This is a genomic window from Pseudofrankia coriaricola, assembly GCF_001854805.1.
GTDB lineage: Bacteria > Actinomycetota > Actinomycetes > Frankiales > Frankiaceae > Pseudofrankia.
Genome location: NZ_MBLO01000246.1, coordinates 1 through 20,885 on the forward strand (window position 1 = coordinate 1; position 20,885 = coordinate 20,885).

Annotated in this window: 15 protein-coding genes and 1 pseudogene; 8 read left to right on the forward strand and 8 right to left on the reverse strand. The window is 73.0% G+C overall.

Features of this window, described 5'->3' with window-relative positions; genetic code table 11:
• From BCD48_RS34365 to BCD48_RS34375, 3 genes are all read left to right on the forward strand, one after another.
• A partial coding sequence (locus BCD48_RS34365; RefSeq protein WP_491677191.1) for an MFS transporter occupies nucleotides 1–1,268 on the forward strand: 1,268 nt, incomplete at its 5' end.
• A 158-nt stretch (nucleotides 1,269–1,426) separates the two neighbouring features.
• Nucleotides 1,427–2,725, forward strand: a complete 1,299-nt coding sequence (locus BCD48_RS34370; RefSeq protein ID WP_071052619.1) for an adenosylmethionine--8-amino-7-oxononanoate transaminase — start codon at nucleotides 1,427–1,429, stop codon at nucleotides 2,723–2,725.
• Between the two features lie 556 nt (nucleotides 2,726–3,281).
• Nucleotides 3,282–5,540, forward strand: coding sequence for a GGDEF domain-containing protein (locus tag BCD48_RS34375; RefSeq protein ID WP_071052563.1), 2,259 nt, complete (start codon nucleotides 3,282–3,284; stop codon nucleotides 5,538–5,540).
• Nucleotides 5,541–6,042: 502 nt separating this feature from the next.
• Here BCD48_RS34375 and BCD48_RS34380 read toward each other — a convergent pair.
• On the reverse strand, nucleotides 6,043–6,879 hold the full coding sequence (locus BCD48_RS34380) for a bifunctional 5,10-methylenetetrahydrofolate dehydrogenase/5,10-methenyltetrahydrofolate cyclohydrolase (protein ID WP_071052564.1): 837 nt from the start codon (nucleotides 6,877–6,879) through the stop codon (nucleotides 6,043–6,045).
• Between the two features lie 28 nt (nucleotides 6,880–6,907).
• On the opposite strand from BCD48_RS34380, the gene BCD48_RS34385 reads away from it, so the two are divergent.
• Together BCD48_RS34385 and BCD48_RS56935 are read left to right on the forward strand one after the other, a co-directional pair.
• The gene (locus BCD48_RS34385; protein WP_071052565.1) at nucleotides 6,908–7,201 is read left to right on the forward strand and encodes a response regulator; all 294 of its coding nucleotides are present in this window, start codon (nucleotides 6,908–6,910) and stop codon (nucleotides 7,199–7,201) included.
• Nucleotide 7,202: 1 nt separating this feature from the next.
• Nucleotides 7,203–7,274, forward strand: a complete 72-nt coding sequence (locus tag BCD48_RS56935) for a hypothetical protein (RefSeq protein ID WP_241842226.1) — start codon at nucleotides 7,203–7,205, stop codon at nucleotides 7,272–7,274.
• Between the two features lie 38 nt (nucleotides 7,275–7,312).
• On the opposite strand, the gene BCD48_RS34390 is transcribed toward BCD48_RS56935, so the two are convergent.
• From BCD48_RS34390 to BCD48_RS34400, 3 genes are all read right to left on the reverse strand, one after another.
• Nucleotides 7,313–8,257 carry a tyrosine-type recombinase/integrase gene (locus BCD48_RS34390; protein WP_071052620.1) on the reverse strand — a complete coding sequence of 315 codons (945 nt, stop codon included), beginning with the start codon at nucleotides 8,255–8,257 and terminating at the stop codon, nucleotides 7,313–7,315.
• A 316-nt stretch (nucleotides 8,258–8,573) separates the two neighbouring features.
• Nucleotides 8,574–9,737: a pentapeptide repeat-containing protein gene (locus tag BCD48_RS34395; protein ID WP_198543510.1), complete on the reverse strand. Its 1,164-nt coding sequence runs from the start codon at nucleotides 9,735–9,737 to the stop codon at nucleotides 8,574–8,576.
• Nucleotides 9,738–10,007: 270 nt separating this feature from the next.
• Complete coding sequence (locus tag BCD48_RS34400; protein ID WP_071052566.1) at nucleotides 10,008–12,968, reverse strand: Tn3 family transposase; 2,961 nt, start codon at nucleotides 12,966–12,968, stop codon at nucleotides 10,008–10,010.
• 147 nt (nucleotides 12,969–13,115) lie between these two features.
• On the opposite strand from BCD48_RS34400, the pseudogene BCD48_RS47695 reads away from it, so the two are divergent.
• A pseudogene (locus tag BCD48_RS47695) lies at nucleotides 13,116–13,256 on the forward strand (LuxR C-terminal-related transcriptional regulator); the annotation flags it as partial.
• A 101-nt stretch (nucleotides 13,257–13,357) separates the two neighbouring features.
• On the opposite strand, the gene BCD48_RS34405 reads toward BCD48_RS47695, so the two are convergent.
• Nucleotides 13,358–13,750: an MmcQ/YjbR family DNA-binding protein gene (locus BCD48_RS34405; protein WP_071052568.1), complete on the reverse strand. Its 393-nt coding sequence runs from the start codon at nucleotides 13,748–13,750 to the stop codon at nucleotides 13,358–13,360.
• A 1,024-nt stretch (nucleotides 13,751–14,774) separates the two neighbouring features.
• Here BCD48_RS34405 and BCD48_RS34410 point away from each other — a divergent pair.
• The gene (locus tag BCD48_RS34410; RefSeq protein WP_241842221.1) at nucleotides 14,775–15,665 is read left to right on the forward strand and encodes a PhzF family phenazine biosynthesis protein; all 891 of its coding nucleotides are present in this window, start codon (nucleotides 14,775–14,777) and stop codon (nucleotides 15,663–15,665) included.
• Between the two features lie 238 nt (nucleotides 15,666–15,903).
• On the opposite strand, the gene BCD48_RS34415 is transcribed toward BCD48_RS34410, so the two are convergent.
• From BCD48_RS34415 to msrB, 3 genes are all read right to left on the reverse strand, one after another.
• Nucleotides 15,904–16,539, reverse strand: a complete 636-nt coding sequence (locus BCD48_RS34415) for a pyridoxamine 5'-phosphate oxidase family protein (protein WP_071052623.1) — start codon at nucleotides 16,537–16,539, stop codon at nucleotides 15,904–15,906.
• 78 nt (nucleotides 16,540–16,617) lie between these two features.
• Nucleotides 16,618–17,370 carry a DUF4262 domain-containing protein gene (locus tag BCD48_RS34420; protein WP_071052570.1) on the reverse strand — a complete coding sequence of 251 codons (753 nt, stop codon included), beginning with the start codon at nucleotides 17,368–17,370 and terminating at the stop codon, nucleotides 16,618–16,620.
• A gap of 399 nt (nucleotides 17,371–17,769) precedes the next feature.
• The gene (msrB, locus tag BCD48_RS34425) at nucleotides 17,770–18,204 is read right to left on the reverse strand and encodes a peptide-methionine (R)-S-oxide reductase MsrB (RefSeq protein ID WP_071052572.1); all 435 of its coding nucleotides are present in this window, start codon (nucleotides 18,202–18,204) and stop codon (nucleotides 17,770–17,772) included.
• Between the two features lie 420 nt (nucleotides 18,205–18,624).
• Here msrB and BCD48_RS34430 point away from each other — a divergent pair, with 420 nt between their 5' ends.
• A complete protein-coding gene (locus BCD48_RS34430) occupies nucleotides 18,625–20,865 on the forward strand; it encodes a WD40 repeat domain-containing serine/threonine protein kinase (protein ID WP_071052573.1) in 2,241 nt (746 codons plus the stop codon).
• The last annotated feature ends 20 nt before the right edge of the window (nucleotides 20,866–20,885 follow it).

Here is a 20,885-nt window from a genome sequence, read left to right on the forward strand (position 1 = left end):
CCGCGCCTGGGGTGAGCACTGCGCCTGGGTCGTCCTCGGGCCCGCCTGCCGGCGCGCGCGGGCGGCGGGTGGTGCTGGGCCGGGCGGCGGGGCTCGCGGCGGCAGCCTACGCGTTCGTGGTGACGATGGCGGGCACGACGCTGCCGACGCCGCTGTACCCCGCCTACCGGGCCGAGTTCGGGTTCTCGCAGCTGATGGTGACGGTCGTCTTCGCCACCTACGCCGTCGGGGTGATCGCGGCGCTGCTGCTGTTCGGCCGGCTGTCCGACCGGGTCGGGCGGCGGTCGGCGCTGCTGCCGGGGCTGGCGGCCTCGGCGGCGAGCGCCGTGGTGTTCCTGCTCGCGGGCGGGCTGCCGGCGCTGCTCGCCGGCCGGCTGCTGTCCGGCCTGTCCGCGGGGATCCTCACCGGCACCGCGACCGCCGCCATCGTCGACCTCGCCGCGCCGGGGAAGGCCAGCCGCGCCGCTCTCGTCGCCACGGTCGCGAACATGGGCGGCCTTGGCTGCGGGCCGGTGCTGGCGGGCCTGGTCGCCCGGTTCGGCGAGCACCCGCTGCGGCTGACGTTCGTCGTCGACCTCGCGCTGCTCGTCCCCGCGGTGCTCGGGGTGCTGCTGATGCCGGAGACCGTGGCGCCGGCCGCGCGCGCGGCGGCGCGGGCCAGCGGGCGGCTGGTCGCCCGGCCGCGGGTCCCGGCGCAGGTGCGGGCGGCGTTCGTACGGGCCGCGTTGGCGGGGTTCGCCGGATTCGCCGTGCTCGGCATGTTCACCGCCGTCTGCCCGGCGTTCCTCGGCGAGGAGCTGGGCGTGCACAACCCGCTGGTCACCGGGCTGGTGGTCGCCGCGGTGTTCGGGTCGTCGGCGGCCGGCCAGCTCGTCGCCCGCCGGACCGGGCCCGGTGCCGGCCTGCCGCTCGGCTGCGTCGTGCTGATCGTCGGGGTGGGGGTGGTCGCGCTGGCGCTGGTGTTCGCCTCGCTCGCGATGCTGACCCTCGGCGGGGTGATCGCGGGCGTGGGGCAGGGACTGAGCTTCTCCTCCGGCCTCGGCGCGCTGCTGACCGCCGCGCCGGCGCAGGCCAGGGCGCGGACCTCGTCGGCGTTCTTCGTCGTCGCCTACGTCGCGCTCTCGGTGCCCGTTGTCGGTATCGGCGTGCTCGCCACGCTGACGACGCTGCGGACCGCGGGACTGGTGTTCGTCGCCGTCGTCGGCCTGCTGGCCCTGGCTGTCCTGGCCCTGTTGGGACGGGCGCCGCGGCGCCCCGCCACGTCGTGAGCCGGCCGCGGCGCCCCAGACCTCCCAGATCGCTTCGCGACCCGGCAGGGACCCCGGCCGGGCGCCGGGGCAGCGGGAGAGTCAGGCAGAGTGGGGGCGTGGAGCTGCTGAGCGAGCCGCTGGCGGGCGGCCAGGACGAGGTGGCCGCCTCGGTGGTCCTGACGGGCGCGGCGCGGCGGCTGGTCGAGCGGGACCGGGCCGTCGTGTGGCACCCCTACGCGGCGGTCGGGCCGGGCGCGCGCGGGCCGCTGTACCCGGTCGCCTCCGCCTCGGGTGTTCGTCTCACGCTCACCGACGGCCGCGAGCTCGTCGACGGGATGTCGTCGTGGTGGGCGGCGATCCACGGCTACCGCCACCCGGTGCTCGACGCCGCCGCGCACGCCCAGATCGACACGATGGCGCACGTCATGTTCGGCGGGCTCACCCACGAGCCGGCGGTGGCACTCGCCGAGACCCTGGTGGCGATCACCCCGGAGCCGCTGCGCCGGGTGTTCCTGTGCGACTCGGGGTCGGTCTCCGTCGAGGTCGCGATCAAGATGGCGCTGCAGTACCAGACGGGGCGCGGCCGGCCGGAGCGGAGCAGGCTGCTGACGATCCGGCGCGGCTACCACGGCGACACCTCCGGCGCGATGGCGGTCTGCGATCCGGACACCGGCATGCACCACCTGTTCACCGGCCTGCTGTCGCGCCACCTGTTCGCCCCGGCGCCGGCGCGCGGGTTCGCTGAGCCGTTCGAGAACGCCGACGCCGAGCCGTTCGCGGCCCTGCTCGCCGCCCACGCCCACGAGGTGGCCGCCGTGATCCTCGAGCCGGTGCTGCAGGGCACGGGCGCGATGCGCGGCTACGCCCCCGGCTGGCTCGCCCGGGTCCGCGAGCTGTGTGACGAGCACGGCGTGCTGCTCGTCGCCGACGAGATCGCCTCCGGGTTCGGCCGGACGGGGGAGCTGTTCGGCTGCGACCATGCCGGGATCAGCCCGGACATCATGTGCGTCGGCAAGGCGCTGACCGGCGGCTACCTGACGATGGCGGCGACGCTGTGCACCGAGGAGGTCGCCGAAGGGGTGTGCTCGCCACCGGCGGGCGCGTTCATGCACGGCCCGACGTTCATGGCCAACCCGCTGGCGGCGGCGGTCGCGAACGCCAACCTCGGCCTGCTGCTGTCCTCCCCGTGGCGCGAGACGGTGCGCCGCATCGAGGCCGAGCTCGCCGCCGGCCTCGCCCCCGCCGCCGGCCTGCCGGGCGTCGCGGATGTCCGCACCCTGGGCGCCGTCGGCGTCATCGAGACCCGTGAGCCGGTCGACATGGCCGTCATCCAGCCCCTGCTGGTCGACCTGGGTGTCTGGGTCCGCCCCTTCGGGCGTCTCGTCTACGCCATGCCGCCCTTCATCACCTCCACCGCTGACGTCGCCACCCTGACGTCCGCGATGGTGGAGGCCGTCGCCCGTACCACGGGATGATCCTGCCCGCTGCCCGCTGCCCGCTGCCCGCTGCCCGCTGCCCGCTGCCCGCTGCCCGCTGCCCGCTGGCCTCGGCGGGCCCGTGGGCGGGCCGCCACAAGATAGTCAACGACGTTGACGGCGGCCGACTGTGGAATTTCGGTCCCTGATCCGCCGGGCCGGGGGCCTGCGCCGTTCTGCCCGGAGGTGCCATGGCGGGGCGTGCCGCGGCCGGTCGGAGGGGCTTGGTGTGGACGCGATGTGACCTCTGCTCCGGAGGCCACAGTGCTCCCGCGGGCGGGGTTGGCGACCTGGGGGCGCGCCGCGCGGCGGGGGGAGCCGGTGTTCGTGCAGGTCAGCGCCGCGTCAGGGTGGTCGCTATGTTGCTGTGTGTATCTAGATCAGCAACGGTGGTCACCTAAGGCGACAGATGACCGACATTGGTGAAGTGGTTGCCGATGCGCACCCGAACTTCGTACTCTTTGTTCTCAGCGGAGCACAGGGAGTAGCTATACCCCAGGGGGGCCTCAGACCGGCAATTCCCGCCTGGACCTTGGACGAGGAAGGCCGATGCCCCATGGCCACAGTGACCGAAGCCGCCGCGTCCCACGGCGAGCGCCGCGGACGGGGCAGCACCGGTGGGAACGGCGGTCTGGACCGGCGCCGCAACCGGATGGGCGCGGTGCTGCGCCGCGCATGGGCCTGGTCGATGGCGTCCGTGTTCTTACGGCTCGGCGTGGTCATCAACGCGGGTATGGCCATGATGGCACGATCGCCGCGTCGTCGGCGCCCGGCCGTCCCGGACCCTGGCGTCCTGGGAGACGGCGGCTGGGTCGTCGACACGCCGCCGGCCGGGCTGCCAACGGTCCCCGCGCCGCCCGCGACGGGAGACGGCGCGCCACCGCTGTCCCGCCCGCCGGGCAAGCGTCCGCGCCCGCCGGCCGCGGCGATTGTCGGCGAGTCGGCGCGCCGGCGGCCTGCCGGTGCCGACGGCCAGCGGGAGCCGCGCGCCGCGGCCGTCGCGCCGGCCGGCCGCCGGCCGCCGGCCGCACGGCTCGCGACCGGTCACCTCTCGACCGGACCCGGACCGCGGCCTGCGCGGCCAGGGGGCACCCCGAGGGCGATGTGGCCGAGCTGGCGGGCGGCGGCGGTGGGAGCCGCCTGGGCGGGACTCGCCGCGAGCTGGCTGGTCGACCCCCTGTTCCGGCTGACGGACGTCCTCACCTTCGGGACGCTGCTCGCGCTCGGGGCACTGGCACTGACGGCCTCGCGCCGCCTTGGCGTGTGCTCCCGCGACGACCTGCTGGAGATCTGGACCCTGCCGGTCGTCCTCCTGCTCCCGCCGGTCTACGCCCTGGTCACCCACCTGCCCTTCTGCCTGCTTGCGACCGGCCGGCCCTGCGCCCCTGGTACCCACGGCGCCGCGAACCGGGCGGCGCCAGCAGGTGCCATGGTGTCGCCGGGCTCCGCCGAGGCGCCGCGCCCCGCGCAGCCCGAGGGGACCCGCGAGGGGCCGCCGGCCCGCGCCGCCGCCGCGCCGGGCGCCGGCGGCTCGGAGGGACGGGCCATCCGGCCGGCGGTGGTGGCGCGGGGAGTGGCGCGGGCCGGCGGCCGGCAGATCCACGGGGCCGCGGCGCTCGGGGTGGCCGGGGCGGCGGCGTCCTGGCTGCACGGGCTGCTGGCGCCCACGGGTGAGCCCTACACCGCGCACAGCCTCGCCGGCTCGCCGGGGCGGCTCGCGGCGGTCGCCGCCACCGTGCTCGGCTACGCCCTGGTCCGCCGCCTGCTGCTCGGCTCGCCGCGGCCGGCGGTCCGGCGTGCCAGCCTCCCCGGACACCGCGCGTACGCCAACGCCGAGGCGATCACCGGTACTGGCGCCGGTGGGGAGCCGGGCGCCAGCCGCGTCCCCGTCCAGGGCGGGGCGGTGGCGCCGACCGGGAACGAGGCCTCGGGGGAGACCTGGACCGCGGACGCGATCTGGACGGGCTGGTGGCGCGCACCGGTCCCCGGGTCCCGGACGCGCGTGACCGGGCGCTGGCGCGGCCTGTGCGGGCCCGCGAAGGGTGCGGAGATCGCCGAGCTGTGCTCCGGGGTGGCGGTCGCGGCGCTGTGGGCGGCGAACCCGCTGCTCATGCTCGCCGTGGTCCCACCCGTGCTGCTGCTCGCCAGCAGCCTTCCGCCCGACGAGCTGCTCGCCGCCGCCCGCACCGACCCGAAGACCCGGCTCGCCAACGTGACCTGGTGGCGCGAGGTCGCCGAGGCCGAGCTCGCCAGGACCCGGCGCGCCGGCCGGCCGCTGTCGGTGCTGCTCGTCGACATCGACCACTTCAAACAGGTCAACGACCGCCACGGCCATCTGTTCGGCGACACGGTGCTGGTCGCCGTCGCCGACGCGCTGCGGGCGGCGACCCGGCCGTGGGACCTGGTCGGCCGGTTCGGCGGCGAGGAGTTCGTCGTGCTGCTCACCGACGTCGACCTGTCCACCGCGGCCGAGGTCGCCGAGCGGATCCGCGGTCAGGTCGCCGCCACCCGCTGCCCGCTCGACGGCCCGTCACCCGCCGCAGGTCTCGACGGCGGCGATGACGATGACCGGGGGACGGTGAGCGTCACCGTCTCGGTCGGCGCGGCGGCCTGCGAGCCGCCGGCCAGCCTCGCCTCCGCCCTCGCGGCCGCCGACGCCGCCCTGTACCGCGCCAAGGCCGCGGGCCGCAACCGCGTCCATCTCGCCGCCTCCGCCGCCGAGCGGCCCGCCGCCGCCGCGCCGGCGGGCGAGGCCGGGCCGCCGGTCCAGGGCGGAGCTCCCCCCGTACCTCCTCAGGCGACCCGGGCGGATTAGGGCGTGCTCCCCGCCAGCGGGCCTGGCGTCGGGAACCTGTCCGTGGCCGCTCCCGACCATTGCCGGGCGGCCGCGCCTGTGCCCGTGGCGCCGTCGGGCCAGCGGGAAACCGCGCTGGCGCGGACGGTGGTCAGTGGCCGGACAGGGCGAGGCGGAAACGGTACTGGGATGATGCGGCCGAGGCGAGGCCGGTGTCGTTGACGCGCACCGTAGGTCGCGCCGCTGCTCCAGGTCCCGACCATCGTGGCCGAACCGAACCGAACCGAACGGTGACGCTTCCGGAGATCTCCGTGAAGGAGGTGCCGCCGGCGTTCACGTCCGCACGATGCCCCCGAAGTCCCATTCGCGGCGGCGCGGACGCCAGAGGACATCGACTCGCCTGTAAGGCGCGGGACGTCACGAGACGGGGGTGGGTCTCACGGTGTTGTCCACGGTGTTGACAGCGCCGGGCGCCCAAATTCGATCTTGGACATCGTCGGGTGAGGGGGACTGGGAGCAGGGATCAGCGGGTCGCGTGGTATGCGGCCTGGACGGTGTGGCGAAGCAGGATCATCGTCGTGACCGGGCCTACACCGCCGGGAACGGGGGTGAGGGCGCCGGCGACGCCGGCGATCGCGTCCGCGTCGACGTCGCCGAGGAGGCCCGCGTCCGTCACGGTCGTGCCGACGTCGACGACGGCGGCGCCCGGGCGGACGAAGCCCGCGCCGACCAGCCCCGGCCGGCCCACCGCGGCGACGACGATGTCCGCCTCGTGCGCGACCGTGGCCAGCCCGCTCGTCCGGGAGTGGCAGACGGTCACGGTGGCGTTCTCGGCGAGCAGCAGCAGCGCGGCGGGCTTGCCGACGACCGCGCCGCGCCCGATCACGCAGGCCCGCGCGCCGGACATCGCCACCTCGCCGCGGCGCAGCACCTCGACCACGGCCGCGGCCGTCGCCGGGGCGAACGCCGGCAGGCCGAGCGCGAGGCGGCCGAGGCTGACCGGGTTCATCCCGTCGACGTCCTTGACCGGTGGGATGCGGTCACCCACCTCGCCCGTGATCATCCCGGCCGGCAGCGGCGTCTGCGCGATCACGCCGTGCACGGCCGGGTCGGCGGCGAGCCGGTCGAGTGCCGCGGCCAGTTCCGCCGGGTCGTCGGTCAGCTGGTGGCGCTGGAAGCCGACGCCGACCCGGCCGGCGGTGCGCTCGAGGACCCGGACGTAGGACAGCGCCGCCGGATCGGTGCCGGGCACCACCACCGCCAGCGTCGGCGTCACCCCTGTCTCGGCGAGGTGCGCGACCTCGTCGACGACGCCCCGGCCGATCTCGGCCGCCATCGCCCGCCCGTCCAGAAGCCTCATGCCCGCACCGTAACAAGAGCCCGCGCGCTTGCCGGTCGAGGTGATCCTCGCTGCCGGCGGCGTCGAGGTCGTCGGTCACGCGGGCACCGGGCTGGAGGCGATCTTCGCGACCCGCCGGCTGCGCCCGGACGCCGTCCTCATGGACGTCCGGATGCCGGAGCTGGACGGGCTGGAGGCCACCCGGCGCATCCTCGCCGACGCCCCGGCCGCCACCGACGGCCAGCCGACCGGCCATCACCCGCCGTCTGGCCGAGCGGTTCGCCCGGACGAACCAGGCCGCCCCCCACCGCGACCTGGCATCGCTGACGCCGCGGGAGCGTGAGGTGCTGACCCTGATCGCCCGTGGCCTGTCCAACACCGAGATCGCCGCCGCGCTGTACCTCGGGTGCCATTAACGAACGTGTCACCAGCCCCAAATCCGGTGGGGGTTCCGTCAGCGGGTGCGGCGGCGGGTGGTGGGGTCGTGTTCGGCGGTGACGCGGGCGGAGGTTTCTTCGCCGAGGCGGACGTAGTGTCCGAGGCTGGCCAGGTGCTGGTGGCGCGACTTGGCTTGCAGTTCGGGTGCGGTGCGTCCGGCTTGGGCGAGGTGCTGGAGTGCGGAGTGGCGTAGCTGGTGGAGCGTCCAGCCGTGGCTGTGCGGGTCGATCTGCGCGGAGGCGGTTTTGAACATGTGCTCGGCGCGGGGGTAGGACAGCCGGCCGCGGCCGGTGGCCGGGTCGATGTCGGCGGCTGCGGGCGCGCGGCGGCCGGAGGCGGGAGCGCGCCGGTCAGCGAGGAACACCGGGCCGGTGGTACGCCCAGACAGCAGGCGGGGCAGGAGGCGGGCCGTGGCGGTCTGCCAGTGCACGTACTCGATCGCGCCGCCTTTGGAGATCACCCGGGCGCGGCGGAACTCGGTGTCGAGGTCCTCGATGTTCAGCGAGAGGACCTCCTCGGCGCGGGCGGCGGTCTCATACAGCAGCCTCCAGAGAACGCGTTCACGCAGCCCGTTGTGGTCGCCGGTGAACAGCGCCTCCAGGCGGGAGCGGGGGATGGCCCGGTCCCCGCGGCGGGTGGGTTTGCGGCGCTCCAACCGCCGGGCCGGGTTGGTCGCCAGCAGCTCCTGGCGCTGCGCCCAGGCGGTGAAGGAGGTGAGCGCGGTCAGGTGCCGGTTCCAGGTGGCTCCCGCCGCACCGTTCCACCGGAGCATCACGGCGGCGTAGTCCTCGGGAGTCAGGGCGGCGGGCCGGTCGGCCGCGGCGACGGCAACCAGGCGGGCGAGGGTCTCGGCGTAGTTTGCGCGGGTCGTCAACACCTGGATGGAGTCGAGGTAACGGTCGACGGCGGCCGCGAGAGCCACGGGCTCGGCGGCCGGGCCGGGGAACGCGACGACGGACACGGCGGCCGGCCTCCCGAACTGATGTGACACATAACGTTACGGAGTCGTCCGCGGGGCGGTGAGCACCGACCTGGGCCCACGCGCCCCGCGGTGAGGGTATGTGACAGGTAATTTCGATTCTGTGTCACTGCCCGGCTGCGGTCACTAGCGTGATCCCACGGGCTTTCTTCCCCGGCGGGCGAGGCACTGGCGACGGCTGTGTGGGCGGCGCTGGATGCGCCATCAGGGGCTCAGGTCACAGACCGTCTCGTCCGGCCGGAGAAGTAACGCCGGCCAGGTCTTCGTGCCCGCAACGGTCTTCACCCGGATCTCCCGGTCACGGCATGGATTGCAGGGGCGGGTGCTGTGTCGTTATCCCTGGTGGCTGGAGTAGCGGCGGAGGTTCGGGGCCGGGGTCCTCGGTAACGACGACGCCGGCGGCCGAGTGGTCGAAGCCAGCGGGCCAGCGAGTGTGCTCGCTGGCCACCGCGCCGGTCAGACGTGCCTGGAGAAGATCGGCCGTGCTCAGGTCGGTGCCACGCACGTCGGCCAAGCGCAGGTCGGTGTGGCGGAATACAGCGCCGTTGGCGTCGGCCTTGCGCAGGTTCGCCTCGCGCAGGTCAGCCTCGGTGAAGTCTGCGTCGCGCAGGTCGGTCTCGACCAGTCGTGCGCCCCGTAAATCGGCCAGAACGCAGCGGGCCCGGCGCAGGATCGCGGTTTTGAGGTCGGCGTGTCGCAGGTTGACCGAGACGAGGGACGCTTGCGTCAGGTTGGCATGGTAAAGGCCCGCCGCCTCCATGCAGGAACGATCGAGGTTGACCTCGGGCAGCCACAGCCCGTCGCAGTCGGCCCGTCGCAGGTCGGTGACGCTGAGGTTGACCCAGGACTGCTCCCGGCGCTGGCACAGCACCCCGAGGCCGGTCAGCGCCACCTGGGCATCGGCGGCACGGACCTCCAGCGGCGAGATGTCGTTGATAGGCACCTCCGCCGCTGGAGCTTCCGGACCGGTGGGCGGCCAGGGCAGGTGCGTACGCAGATAAGCGGCCTGGATGGAGATGACGGCCTCGCGGTCGCGGGCGGAGTGCTCCGCGATTCGCCACAGCGCGTGGAGCCCGCCGATGCGGGTTTCCAGCTTGTCACTGCCGAGCTGATCGACGGCCCGGCTGAACCGGTCGGTGACGTAGCCCTCCTGGGTGGCGCGCAAGCCGTCCTGGCTGACTCGCAGTTGCCGCCAGGTGGCGTATGCGCCGAAAAGCACGATCATGCCGCCGACGGCCTGCAGAAGCGTCGTACGGACGTCGTTCACCGCGCTCGGCCGGTCCTGCGGAGCGACGCTCGCCCTAGCGAGATCGTGGTCGACCACCACACCCGGCAGGACGACGAACACCGCGCCCAGAACGGCCAGCCCCGCTACTCCGGCCAGCAGGGCCGCGACCGCACGGCGCCAGACCAGCCGGTCGCGCCACGGCCGGCGACCGCTGTCCGGCCCCCCAATCGCCATGGATATGGAAGTCTAGTAAGACTTTGACCGGCTCTGTGCGTGTTGTACTGGTTGGGGTTTGAGGAACATCGGAACGAAAACAATGCTAGGCCTGAGTCGGTGCTGATGGGCGGTCTGCGGGTGCATGATCGGTGGGTCTGGGCGGGTTCCGCAGAAAGTCGGTGATTATCTGCGGCAGCGTCCGCTCCGACGTCGACGAGCACGTTGCGGCGGGCAAGGTCCCGCTCCCAGGCGATACGCCGCTGACCCGGCTGCACGTCCTCGCGCAGTTCAGGTCGTGGGGCCGATGGCCAGGCGTGATCCCAGGTCCAGGCGGACTTCTCCGTAGGGGCGCACGTGGGACCAGAACAGCGGGGTGAGCCCACGCCGGTCGGCGGGGGTGAGCAGGCCTGACCACTGCGGCTCGACGAGGACGTCCTGGAGCATCAGCGTGTTGACGTACACCAGCGATGCCTGGAGGATCCGCAGGCACAGCGCGGCCGTCTCGATCTCTTCACGCCCGTTGGTGGAGATCTCCCCACCCTTGCCGTAGTAGATCACCGCGTTCGCCGCGTTCCAGGACTCCACCACGTTCAGGCCCTCCTCGATCTCCCGCTGAAGGTCCCGGTCACGCAGGTAGCGGGCGAGGAAGACGGTGCGCTGAGCGCGGCCGATCTCCAGCATCGCCTGGTAGGCGGGGTGCGAGGCAGCCCTGGTGAAACGGGACAGGATCGCCTCGGTGGAGGCGGTGCCGGTGCGGATCGCGGTGGCGTACTTGATGACCTGGTCGTAGTTGGCGTCGATCAGGTCCCAGCGGATTGGCCGGGTCAGGGCGGCTTGCAGGTTCGGGTAGGCGCCCGGGTCGCCAGCGTTCGGCCGGTACAGGCGCACCCGGTTGATCTGCTTGATCCGCGGCAGCAGGTCGACGTTCAGTAACCGGGTGATGCCGAACCCGATCTCCGACTGGCCGTGGCTGTCCACATAGTTGCCTTCGACGCTCATCGTGGTGCCATGGCGGATCGCGCCCTCGACCATCGCCGCGACCTCCGAGGCCGAGGCCCGCAGCGTCTGGGAGTGCACCACCACCGAGCCCCGCTCGACGTGCCAGTACACCAGGATCCCCCGGCCGCCGTAGCGCGAGTGCCACTCGGTGAACAGGTTCTGGTCCCAGGAACGGAAGTGCGTGGAGTCCGAGGCCACCGCGGTCGACCCGGTGCCCCACAACCCCGTCTCTCGCTCGGCGAAGGTGGCGTTGGCGATCTCAATGGCGATCTGCCGGGCAGCCTGCAAGGTCAGGTAGCGGCGCCGGACGTAGCGGATCTCCTCTTCGGTGTGGCCGTGCTCGCCACCGGCTACCGACCGGATACCAGCGTTGGTGCCGTAGGCGTAGATCGCGAGCATCAGCCGTTCAGCCAGCACCTCGGGCGCCAGGTGCCCGCTGCCCACCACGGAGGTCACCGCCGTCAGGCAGCCGGTCCGCAGCAGGGCCTCCTTGAGCATGTCGATCAGCGGCACCGCGTTCCAGCGGCGGCCCACCTCGTTCTTGACCCGCCGCAGGTTACGCGGTTCCTCGGACGCCTCCGGCGCGGTGAATCTGATCGCCCCGGCCTTACGCTCCTTGATCTCCACCCAGCCCAGGCCCGGCAGGGCCTCATCAAGGCCGGCCAGGGCCTCGGTCATCTCCTCACGCAGGGAGGTGATGAACACCGCCGGGTCCAGCGGCTTGCGCAGTTCGTTGTAGTGCTCGACCCGGCGGGCCTCGAAGTCCGTGGGCAGGTCCTCGTCCGGGTTGCGCCAGCGGCCCGCGCCGACCACCCAGATCTCCTTGCAGCGCAGCTGCTCGCGCAACGCCTGGAAGGTGGCCACCTCGTAGACCATCCGCACGATCCGACGCCGGCCGCGCTTGTCTGCGCGGTAGACGAGCTCCGCCCACTGCCCGGTGGTGACCCGATGCTCCGGCGCAGTTTCGCCGAGCGGGTAGTAGGTGGTGTTCCCGGCCTTCGCGTACCTCTGGACCAGGGCGAGCGCGTCGATGACCGGCCGGTACGCGGAGTTGTTGGAACGGAACTCCAGCACCTCCAGCAGCTCGATCAGACCCTTCCGGTAGTGGCTGGTGTAGGACGCCTTCAGCGTGGTCTGCACCGTGTGCCGGTACACCGGCCCCTTCGTCCGGTACTCGTGGACCAGCTCCTTCAGCGTCTGCTCGCCTCCGCCCACGGCCGGGAAGACGACCTCGCGGACCTCACCGTCCGGTTGGGCCAGCGACGCCTCGGCGATCCGGAACAGGATGTTCTCCTTGCCCGTCACCCGCTTGAAGGCGTTGATCAGCTCGTTGGTCACCTTCTGCTCGGCCCGGGCGCCGGTCCGATGCACTGTGGCGATGAGCAGATCCACCAGCGAGTCGGTCACCTCCCGCTCTCGCTCCACCAGCAGCGCGGACAGCAGCGTCACCGCAGCCTCCTGCGACCGCCGGCGCAGGTGCGACGGCGACTCCACCGCAGCCCGCGCCCGCCAGGAAGCCAGCACCTGCGGTGCCACGTCGGCGAACAGCGACGCCGGCAGCCCGATCGCCCGGATCGCGGTCAGCTTGCGGATCTCCCGCAGCATCGACTCCAGGCTCACGTTCCCTGGCATCGCCTTGATTAGCGCCAGCACCGACTCGCCGTCGTCCGCGTCCTCCTCGTCCGTGTCACCGGCGGCGGCCACCAGAGTGAGGATCCGCTCTCGCACCTCCGGAACCAACCGGGCCGCGACGGTGGCGAACCAGGTCTCCTCCGCGGTGTGCAACGCGGAACGGACCATCCGCGTGATCCGGTCCGGCGCCGGGGGCTCGATGCTCTCCTCGCGGCAGTGCTTCAGCAGCTCCTCGCGCACCCGGTCCGCGTTCCGCTCGGCGTGCGCGACGTTGGTGGCCAGCCAGGCCGTCAACTTCTCCGCGTCCTGCACCGAGCACGCCCGAAACCCCAGATGCCCGCGTATCTGGGCACGGTGGTACTCGATCGTGCTCCCGACCCACTGGTAGGACTCGAACTCCGCCGCCGGCACCTCCAGCTGTCGGGCCACGAACTCGACCACCTCGTCCGGGAACTCCGCCCCACCACGGGGGAACCGGCCATGCCGAGTGAAGTACTTCAGCAGCAGCCCGAACCCCAGCCGCGTCCCACCCCGCTTACCCGCCACGAGCTCCAGCTCGTCACCGAGCACCGTCCAGTACTGGACCAGCTCATCCACGCCCACCGGCTGCCGCGCCATGGCCGCACATCATGCTCAAGTACGGCTCGTCAGCGACGACCGGGCACCAGAGCCCTGGCCCCCGTGCAGTCGCGTCAGTGAAGCACCCTCGTCGGGAACGGCCAATCCATCGAAGATCCACCCCGTTTGGGGCCAGTGACACGTCCGTTAATGGCGCCCGTACCTCTGTCGGAGGCGACGGTGAAGACGTATGTGAGCCGGATCCTGTCCAAGCTCTCGCTGCGCGACCGTGTCCAGGCCGTCGTCGTCGCCCACGAGACCGGCCTCGTCACCCCGAACACCCGCTGACCGCCGCCGCGCCTGGCGTCGGCCCGAAGGCACACAAGATAGTCAACGCTGTTGACGCGCCGGCGGCGATGAAGTTGATCTATGAGCGGAGTTGATCTACATTAGGCGCCGTTGGCCCGGCCGGCGAGGTCTGGTCGCGGCACCCGCTCGGCGAGCTGGGGCGGGGCCTGGAGGCAGTAGGCGTCGGTGAGGAGCTCGCCAAGTTCCTCCCAGTCGGTCTGGCCATCAAGGACGAGGCCGACGACGTTCTCGCCCCACGACGCCTTGAAGTACGGCGGGCCGAGGCGCTCGAACGCCATCACCTCGCCGAGCTCGGCCCGGAAGGTGATCCTGATGAGCTGGTCCTCCCCGCCGAACACGTGCGCGACCGTCGCCTGGCCGACGCGCCAGCGCACACCGGTCCAGGCGTCCTCCTCGACGCAGTCGGGGAACCCGGTCAGGAGCGCGCCAAGGCGGCTGACCATCTCGCGCGGTACGGGTGGGCGTTCCGGCATGCCCGCAATGTGCCACACACCACCGACAGGTCACCCCGGCTCGCCAGGAACGGCCGACCGTGCCGAGCTGGCGCCAGGTCCCGACGTCCCGCGTCCTGCGTCTCAGCTCCAACGACGAACGATCGAGGTCATCGGCCGACCCGGTCATGGCCCGGGCGATCTGATCACCGGCGCAACAACGAAGATAATCAACGCTGTTGACGAGCAGACATCCGTCAGTTTGATCTTGAAGATCAGAATCGGTACATCACCGGGGGCCGGGGGTCATCGACGACCCCGGCGACGATGGCGGCAAGATCCACTATTGGCTGTCGTGACGTGGGCGACGGTCCCGTCGGCGGGTGCTGGCTGGATCGGCATTTCCCCGGGGCTCGCGCCGCGGGACGGGGCGAGCCGGCGGCGTGGCCGGTTGGACTTTCTCGGGTGAGGCTCGGAGGGTGGGCCCGGCCGGTGGGCCGCGACAGGCCGGCCCCACTCCCCTCTACTTGACATAATGTTCCTTATCGGCGCTTGGGGGAGTGGGGGGGAACTGCTGGTGCCAGCGGGTTTTCTGCCTCTCCGACACCCGGCGGCGAGGTCTTCCACTGGTTGCCGCTGTTGGTGCCGCGTTTCATGATCTGGTGGAATTTTGGGGCCGCGGCTCGGACGAGCCCACCAGATCATGAACGGCTTGTGGGTTCGGGGCCGAGGTGCGCTGAGTTTGGTCCCTGAGCGCGGACACCTCGCCTGAGGTCAGGCGGTCAGAGTGCTCACCTGCCAGCGGCTACCGGCACCGAGCTTGCCCTGGACCGGCCCGACGCGTCCCAATAGATGGCCCGGGCATCAGGGAGGATGTCGACCACACCTGTCGGAAATCCCTCCCCACATCCGCTGCCGTGGGGTTCGTTGAATGTGGCTTCGGGGTGTGTTCCGGGGTGACGCGTGGTCTGGTAGCTGTTGTCGGGCCGTGTGCTGGTTTTGGCACCGTGCCCACGCCCACGGGCAGCGTCCCGATCGGGCGCGACGCGGTGCCTGGGAGACGCGCGTGCGTGGCGGTCGGATCTGGCGAGGGATGGAGCTGGTGCGGGTGTCCGGGTCTGGCGTCGAGGTGTTGCGGTATGCGGCGTTCACGTCGTCGCCGGAGGGTGGGAACCCGGCTGGGGTGGTGTTGGACGCGGCCGGGCTGTCCGACGGGGAGATGTTGCGGATCGCGGCGGAGGTGGGCTATTCGGAGACGGCGTTCCTGGTCGCGAGGGGCGGCGGCCGGTTCGACGTGCGGTATTTCAGCCCGCTGGTGGAGGTGCCGTTCTGCGGGCACGCGACGATCGCGTCGGCGGTGGCCTACGCGGATCGGCATGGGACAGGCGCGTTGGTGTTCGACACGGCGGCGGGGCCGGTGGAGGTCGGTACGGCCGTGACGGACGCGGGGGTGGTGGCGACGTTGACGAGCGTGCCGCCGCGGGTGGCGCCGGTGTCCGCCGGGGCGTTGTCGGAGCTGCTGGCGGCGCTGGGCTGGCGGCCGGAGGACCTCGATCCGGCCCTGCCGCCGCGGGTTGGCTATGCGGGGGCGTTTCATCCGATCGTGGCGGCGGGTTCGCGGGCGCGGCTGGCGGCGTTGGACTACGACTTCGACCGGCTGGCGGCGCTGATGGCGTCGGAGGGCTGGACGACGGTGCAGCTTGTGTGGCGGGCGGACGCGGCGACGTTCCATGCCCGTGACCCGTTCCCGCCTGGTGGGGTGGTCGAGGATCCGGCGACGGGTGCCGCGGCGGCGGCGTTGGGTGGCTACCTGCGCGAGTTGGAGCTGGTGGTGACGCCGGCGCGGCTGACGGTCCACCAGGGGCAGGACATGGGGCGTCCGGGTGTCCTGACGGTGGATGTTCCGGCGGCCGGTGGTGTGTCGGTCTCGGGGCCGGCTGTGGTGTTGGGCGGGTAGTTCGCCGGTGGACCCGTGGCGGACGGGTCTCGGACTGGCCTGTGCTGGGCGCTGCGTGGGATGGCGCGCGTGGGCTCGGGTGACGTGGTTGTGGCGTTGCCCGGGCGGGGCCCGTCAGGGGCTGGCGGTGGCGGCACGCAGTTCGGCGGTCCGGCTTTTGATACTCCCCCGGCGGGTTTGGGACTCGCCGGGGAGCGCCGGGTGCCGGGTTCGGACGGGGTCGCGGGTGGCTGTGGGGTCAGCGAATGCCGTGGATGGCGGTGGCCGAGGGTGGTGTGGGGATGCCGGGGCGCAGGTCGGGGGCGTCGAGGACGGTGAGGGGTGGGGTGCCGAGGCGGACCTGGCCGGCCCAGGCGGGTCCGGCCACGTCGTCGGCGGGGTCGTGGGGCCAGTCGTCGAGGACGCGTATCGACCACTGCCGGATCGGCATCGCGAGGAGCAGGGTGGCGGCGAGTTCTCTGGCGGTGGGGCGGCGCAGTTCGGCGACGCGGCCGGGGGCGATCCGGTCGGTGAGGATGTCGAGGGCGGTCTCCTTGTCGGTGCCGGTGAGCGGGGTGAAGGTGCCGAACAGGACGGCGCTGCGGTAGAGGAGCGCCGACTCGAAGGCGGAGCGGGCGATGAGGACGCCGTCGATGGCGGCGATGGAGACCGACACCGGCTGGCCGGTGGCGATGGCGCGCAGCCAGCGGGACCCGGTGGAGCCGTGGATGAGGAGCTGGTCGTCCCAGCGGACGACGGCGGTCGGCAGGACGACGGGGTGATCGTCGTCGACGAAACCGACGTGGCCTAGAACGGTGGAGGCGAGCAGCCGGTCGAGGTCGGCTCGGTTGTGGGACATCAGCTCGGGCAGGCGGGTGGCCTCGGTCCGTGGCATGGCGGCCACTGTATGGACCGGTCCCCCGGCGGGATGGCCGCCTTGTCCGGGGAACCGGTTCCTGGGGGCGGGCCGTGGTCAGTTGGCGGCGGTGTGGTGGCGGGGGGAGTCGTCTCCGCCGTCCTGGTCGGTGTGCTCGCCGTGCTCGCCGTCGGGGGCGGCGGGGTGAGCGAGGTCGGTCTCGTCCTCGTCGTCGAGGGCGGCGAAGGGGTCGAGGGGGTAGTAGAGGATCGGCTGGGTGTCGTGGGGCAGGACCCAGCCGGGTTCCCAGGGGAAGTGGCCGGCGGGGTCGCACCAGACGATCTGCAGGGCGTCGACGGGTGGGCCGTCGGGGGTCTGGTAGCGGCGGTTGGCGAAGGTGAGGAGGTCGGCGGAGGTTCCTGGGTCGACGTCGAGGAGGGCGAGGCGTGGCCAGCCGGGGAAGTCGGCGCACTGGTGGCGGGCGGTGAGGCGGGCGCCGGCGCGGACCTGCTCGCCGAGGGTGTTGAGGAGGTGGGCGGCGGGCTGGGTGCGTAGGCCTACGACGACGAGTTCGGGATGGTCGTATGCGGTCAGGCCGATGGTGTAGACGTGGCGCGGCAGGCAGGGGTCGCCGCCGACGCCCTGGAGTGCCCAGCCCTGCTCGGTGATGGTGGCGTCGAGGAGGGCGGTGTAGCGCTGTTCGAACTGGTCGCAGAGGCGGTCCAGTTCGTGTTCGGTGTCGATGAGCCGGTTGGGCCCGCCGGTCGGGGTGGTGCGGTGGGTCCTGGTGCCGTGGGTGTGGCCGGTGGTGGCGCTGGTGATGGTGAGGGTGCGGCGCGGGCGGGTCCGGGGGCCGCGGTGCTTGCTCATTGGCGTCTCCCGCTGTGCGGTGGAACGCCCCCTGCGTCGCGGCTCCGGGTTCCTGGGAGCCGTGTGGTTGGTCGGTGCGCCTGTGGTCCTCCGGTGGGTCACGCTACGGACTGGCGTGGATGTGCGCTGGTGCCGGCGAGTTCCGCTGTGGATGTCGGCGGGCCGTCCACAGATCCGGGTGCTGGTGGCGAAGGGCCCGACGCAGGGCCGGGGTTGGTGTAGGCGCTGCTCACCGGCGGCGGCTCGCGGTGGGCATGTCCGGCGGGTCCGGTCCGGGCCGTCGACGGCGTGGGCGGAGCCGGCGGGGTCGGATGTGCCGGGTCGGGTGGGTTGGCGGCCCCGAGGCGGGGCCGCCGGGGTGTGGCCGGTCCTGGGGGCCGGCGTGGCGGGCGGCTGGGCTCAGGTGGTGTTGGTGTCGAGGTCGAGCGCGAGGCTGTTCATGCAGTAGCGCTGGCCGGTGGGGGCGGGGCCGTCGTCGAACAGGTGGCCGAGGTGGGAGCCGCAGCGGCCGCAGCGGACCTCGGTGCGGGTCATGCCGTGAGAGCGGTCCTCGATGTACTCGACGGCGCCCTCGGTGATCGGCTGGTAGAAGCTGGGCCAGCCGCTGCCGGAGTCGTACTTGGTGTCGGAGGCGAACAGCGGGTTGCCGCAGCCGCCGCACAGGTAGGTGCCGGTCTCCTTGGAGTAGGTGTAGGCGCCGGTGAAGGGCCGCTCGGTGGCGGCCTGGCGCAGGATGGCGTAGCGGGACGGGTCGAGCAGGGCGCGCCACTCGGTGTCGTCGCGCACGACCTTCTCGTCGGCGGCGCGCGGGGTGCTGCTCTGGCTGTCGGTCATGGTGCTCCTGTCGGTGGACGACGACGCGTCGCCGGGACGGTTTGCCGTTTGCCGCTGCCTCGCCGGTCGTGGGTGCCCGCGGCGGTGGTGCGTCGGCGCTGTGCGCCGTTGCGGCGGCTTCTCCATCGGTGGTTGGCGGGTGGTCGCTGACGGTCGCGGGTGTCCTGATGGGACTGGTCCAGTGGGTGCCTGGTGGGGTCGTCGATCGTCACATGATGCAGCGGTCCGGCTGGTGTGGGCATTCCCCGTGGGGCCGGCTGGCCGCCGCGGGGGTGCGGTGTCGCCAGGACGGCGGCACGGGTCAGTGGTAGCACGCAGGACGGAGGGCGCCGGGTTCCCTACGATCGCCGCAGGTGTGGCCGTATGACGCGGTTCGCGGGGATGGGGCCGGTTCGCGGCCAGGGGGGTTGAGGTTCGCCGGTGGTGCCGACTTTGCCGCTGGACGAGGACGACCCGACGTCGGTCGGCCCGTATGACCTGCTGGGTCGGCTGGGTGATGGCGGGATGGGCAGTGTGTACCTGGCGCGCCGCCGCGTGGCCGACGGTTCCGGCGAGGCCAGCGGGGCGGGAGGTGACGCGGGTCCGCTGGTGGCGCTGAAGGTGATCCGGCCGGATCTGGCGCGCATTCCCGAGTTCCGGGAGCGGTTCCTGCGGGAGGCACGGTCGGCGCAGCGGGTGGCGCGGTTCTGCACGGCCGAGGTGATCGACGTGAGTACGGTCGGGCGGCGGCCGTACCTGGTGACGGAGTTCATCGACGGGCCGACGCTGTTCGCCGCTGTCCGGGCGGGTGGGCCGTTGCCACCGGCGGAGCTGGAGCGTCTCGCGGTCGCGGTCGCGTCGGCGCTGACCGCGATTCACGCGGCCGGGATCGTGCACCGTGATCTGAAGCCGGGGAACATCCTGCTGTCCGGGACGGGTGCCCGGGTGATCGATTTCGGGATCTCCCGGGCGTTGGACGTCACCGCGACGCTGACGCACGGCAGTATCGGCACGCCGGGGTTCATGGCGCCGGAGCAGGCGCTGGGCCGGCCGGTGTCGGAGGCGGCCGATGTGTACGCCTGGGGCGCGGTGGTGCTGTTCGCGGCGTCGGGCCGGCCGCCGTTCGAGGGTGACTCGACGCCGGTGGTCCTGCGCCGGGTGGTCGACGAGGCGCCGGACCTGTCCTCGGTGCATGGGGCGCTGCGTCCGTTGGTCGCCCGGGCGATGTCGAAGGATCCGGCGTATCGGCCGGCCGCCGACGAGTTGCTGCTGTTGCTGCATCGGCTCGCGGCCCGCCCGCCGCGGCCGGCGGCGGCCGGGCCGACGCTTCCGGATGCGGGTGCCCGGTTGACCCCGCCGCCGACCCCGCCTCCCCCGATGCCGGCCGGGTCGGTCGGCGGGGACGGTGACGCGGATGGCGCGGGTGTGCCCGTCACCTCCGTCGTGACCGGCCCCGCCGGGCCGCCTCGGGCAACGATGGGTGCGGCGCCGGATCCGGATGCGGTGACCCGGCGGGCGCCCTGGCAGGGCGAGTCAGGGCCGTTTGTCCCGCCGCCGGGTGGGGTGGCTGGTGGGGTGCCGGCCGCGGGCAACGCGCCGCGACGGCGCGGCCGGCGGCGTCTGGCGCTCGTCGCCGCGCCCGCGGCCGTCGTCCTGGCGGGCGTCGTCACCGCCGTCGTCCTCACGGCGCGTGACGGTGGTGGCGACCAGGGCTCGGATGGGGCCGGGCAGGTTGTCTGCGAGCCGCCGGCCGGGGGGCGGGTGCTCGAGCAGTCCGGGGTGGCGTCCTCTGGTTCGGGCAACGTGCACGCGGTGGCGTTCTCCCCCGACGGGCGGACGCTGGCGGTCGGTGGTGACGACCAGGCTGTCCGGCTGTGGGACGTGTCGGAAGCGGCGCGGCCGTCGCGGGTCGGTGGGACGTTCGCGACGACCGGCATCATTGAGGCGTTGGCGTTCTCCCCGGACGGCGGGGTGCTGGCGACCAGTGGGTTCGACGCGGCGATCCGCCTGTGGGACGTGACGGACCGGGCACGTCCGCGGGAGGTGGGTGAGCCGCTGACGGGGCAGGCCGGGCCGGTCGGGGCGGTGGTGTTCTCGGCGGACGGTCGGCTGCTGGCCAGCAGCGGCTTCTATGACGCGGCCCGGCTGTGGGACGTGTCCGACCCGGCCCATGGCCGGCTGGCCGCCCGGCTGCCGGTCGGTGACACGAACCTGGTTGCCCTCGAGGGCGGCCGGCTGGCGACCGCGGGCGTCGGCGCGGGGCTGTGGGATGTGTCCGACCCGGCGCGGCCGCGTCCGGTCGCCACGTTGGCCGAGGGCGTTCAGATGGTGGCGGTGGCGCTCTCCGCCGACGGCGGCCTGCTGGCGACGACCACCAACAGCCTCGGCGGCCATGATCGTACCCGGCTGTGGGATGTGTCCGACCCGGCGCATCCGACGAGCGTGCCGGTCGCGGACGGGGCATATCGGATGGTGTTCTCCCCTGACGGCGACATGTTCGCCGCCGCGGGCTGTTGGGGTGTCGGTGTGTGGGATGTGACGGATCCGGCGCGGCCGGTGTTGACCGCGCGCCACGTGGCGGGCCCTGAGGGCGGGGCGGCGAGCCTGGCCCTGTCGCCGGATGGCCGGCTGCTGGCTACCGGAAACGGCGACGGCACCGCCCGGCTGTGGTCGGTTCCGTGACCGGGGGCCCGCGGGTGGAC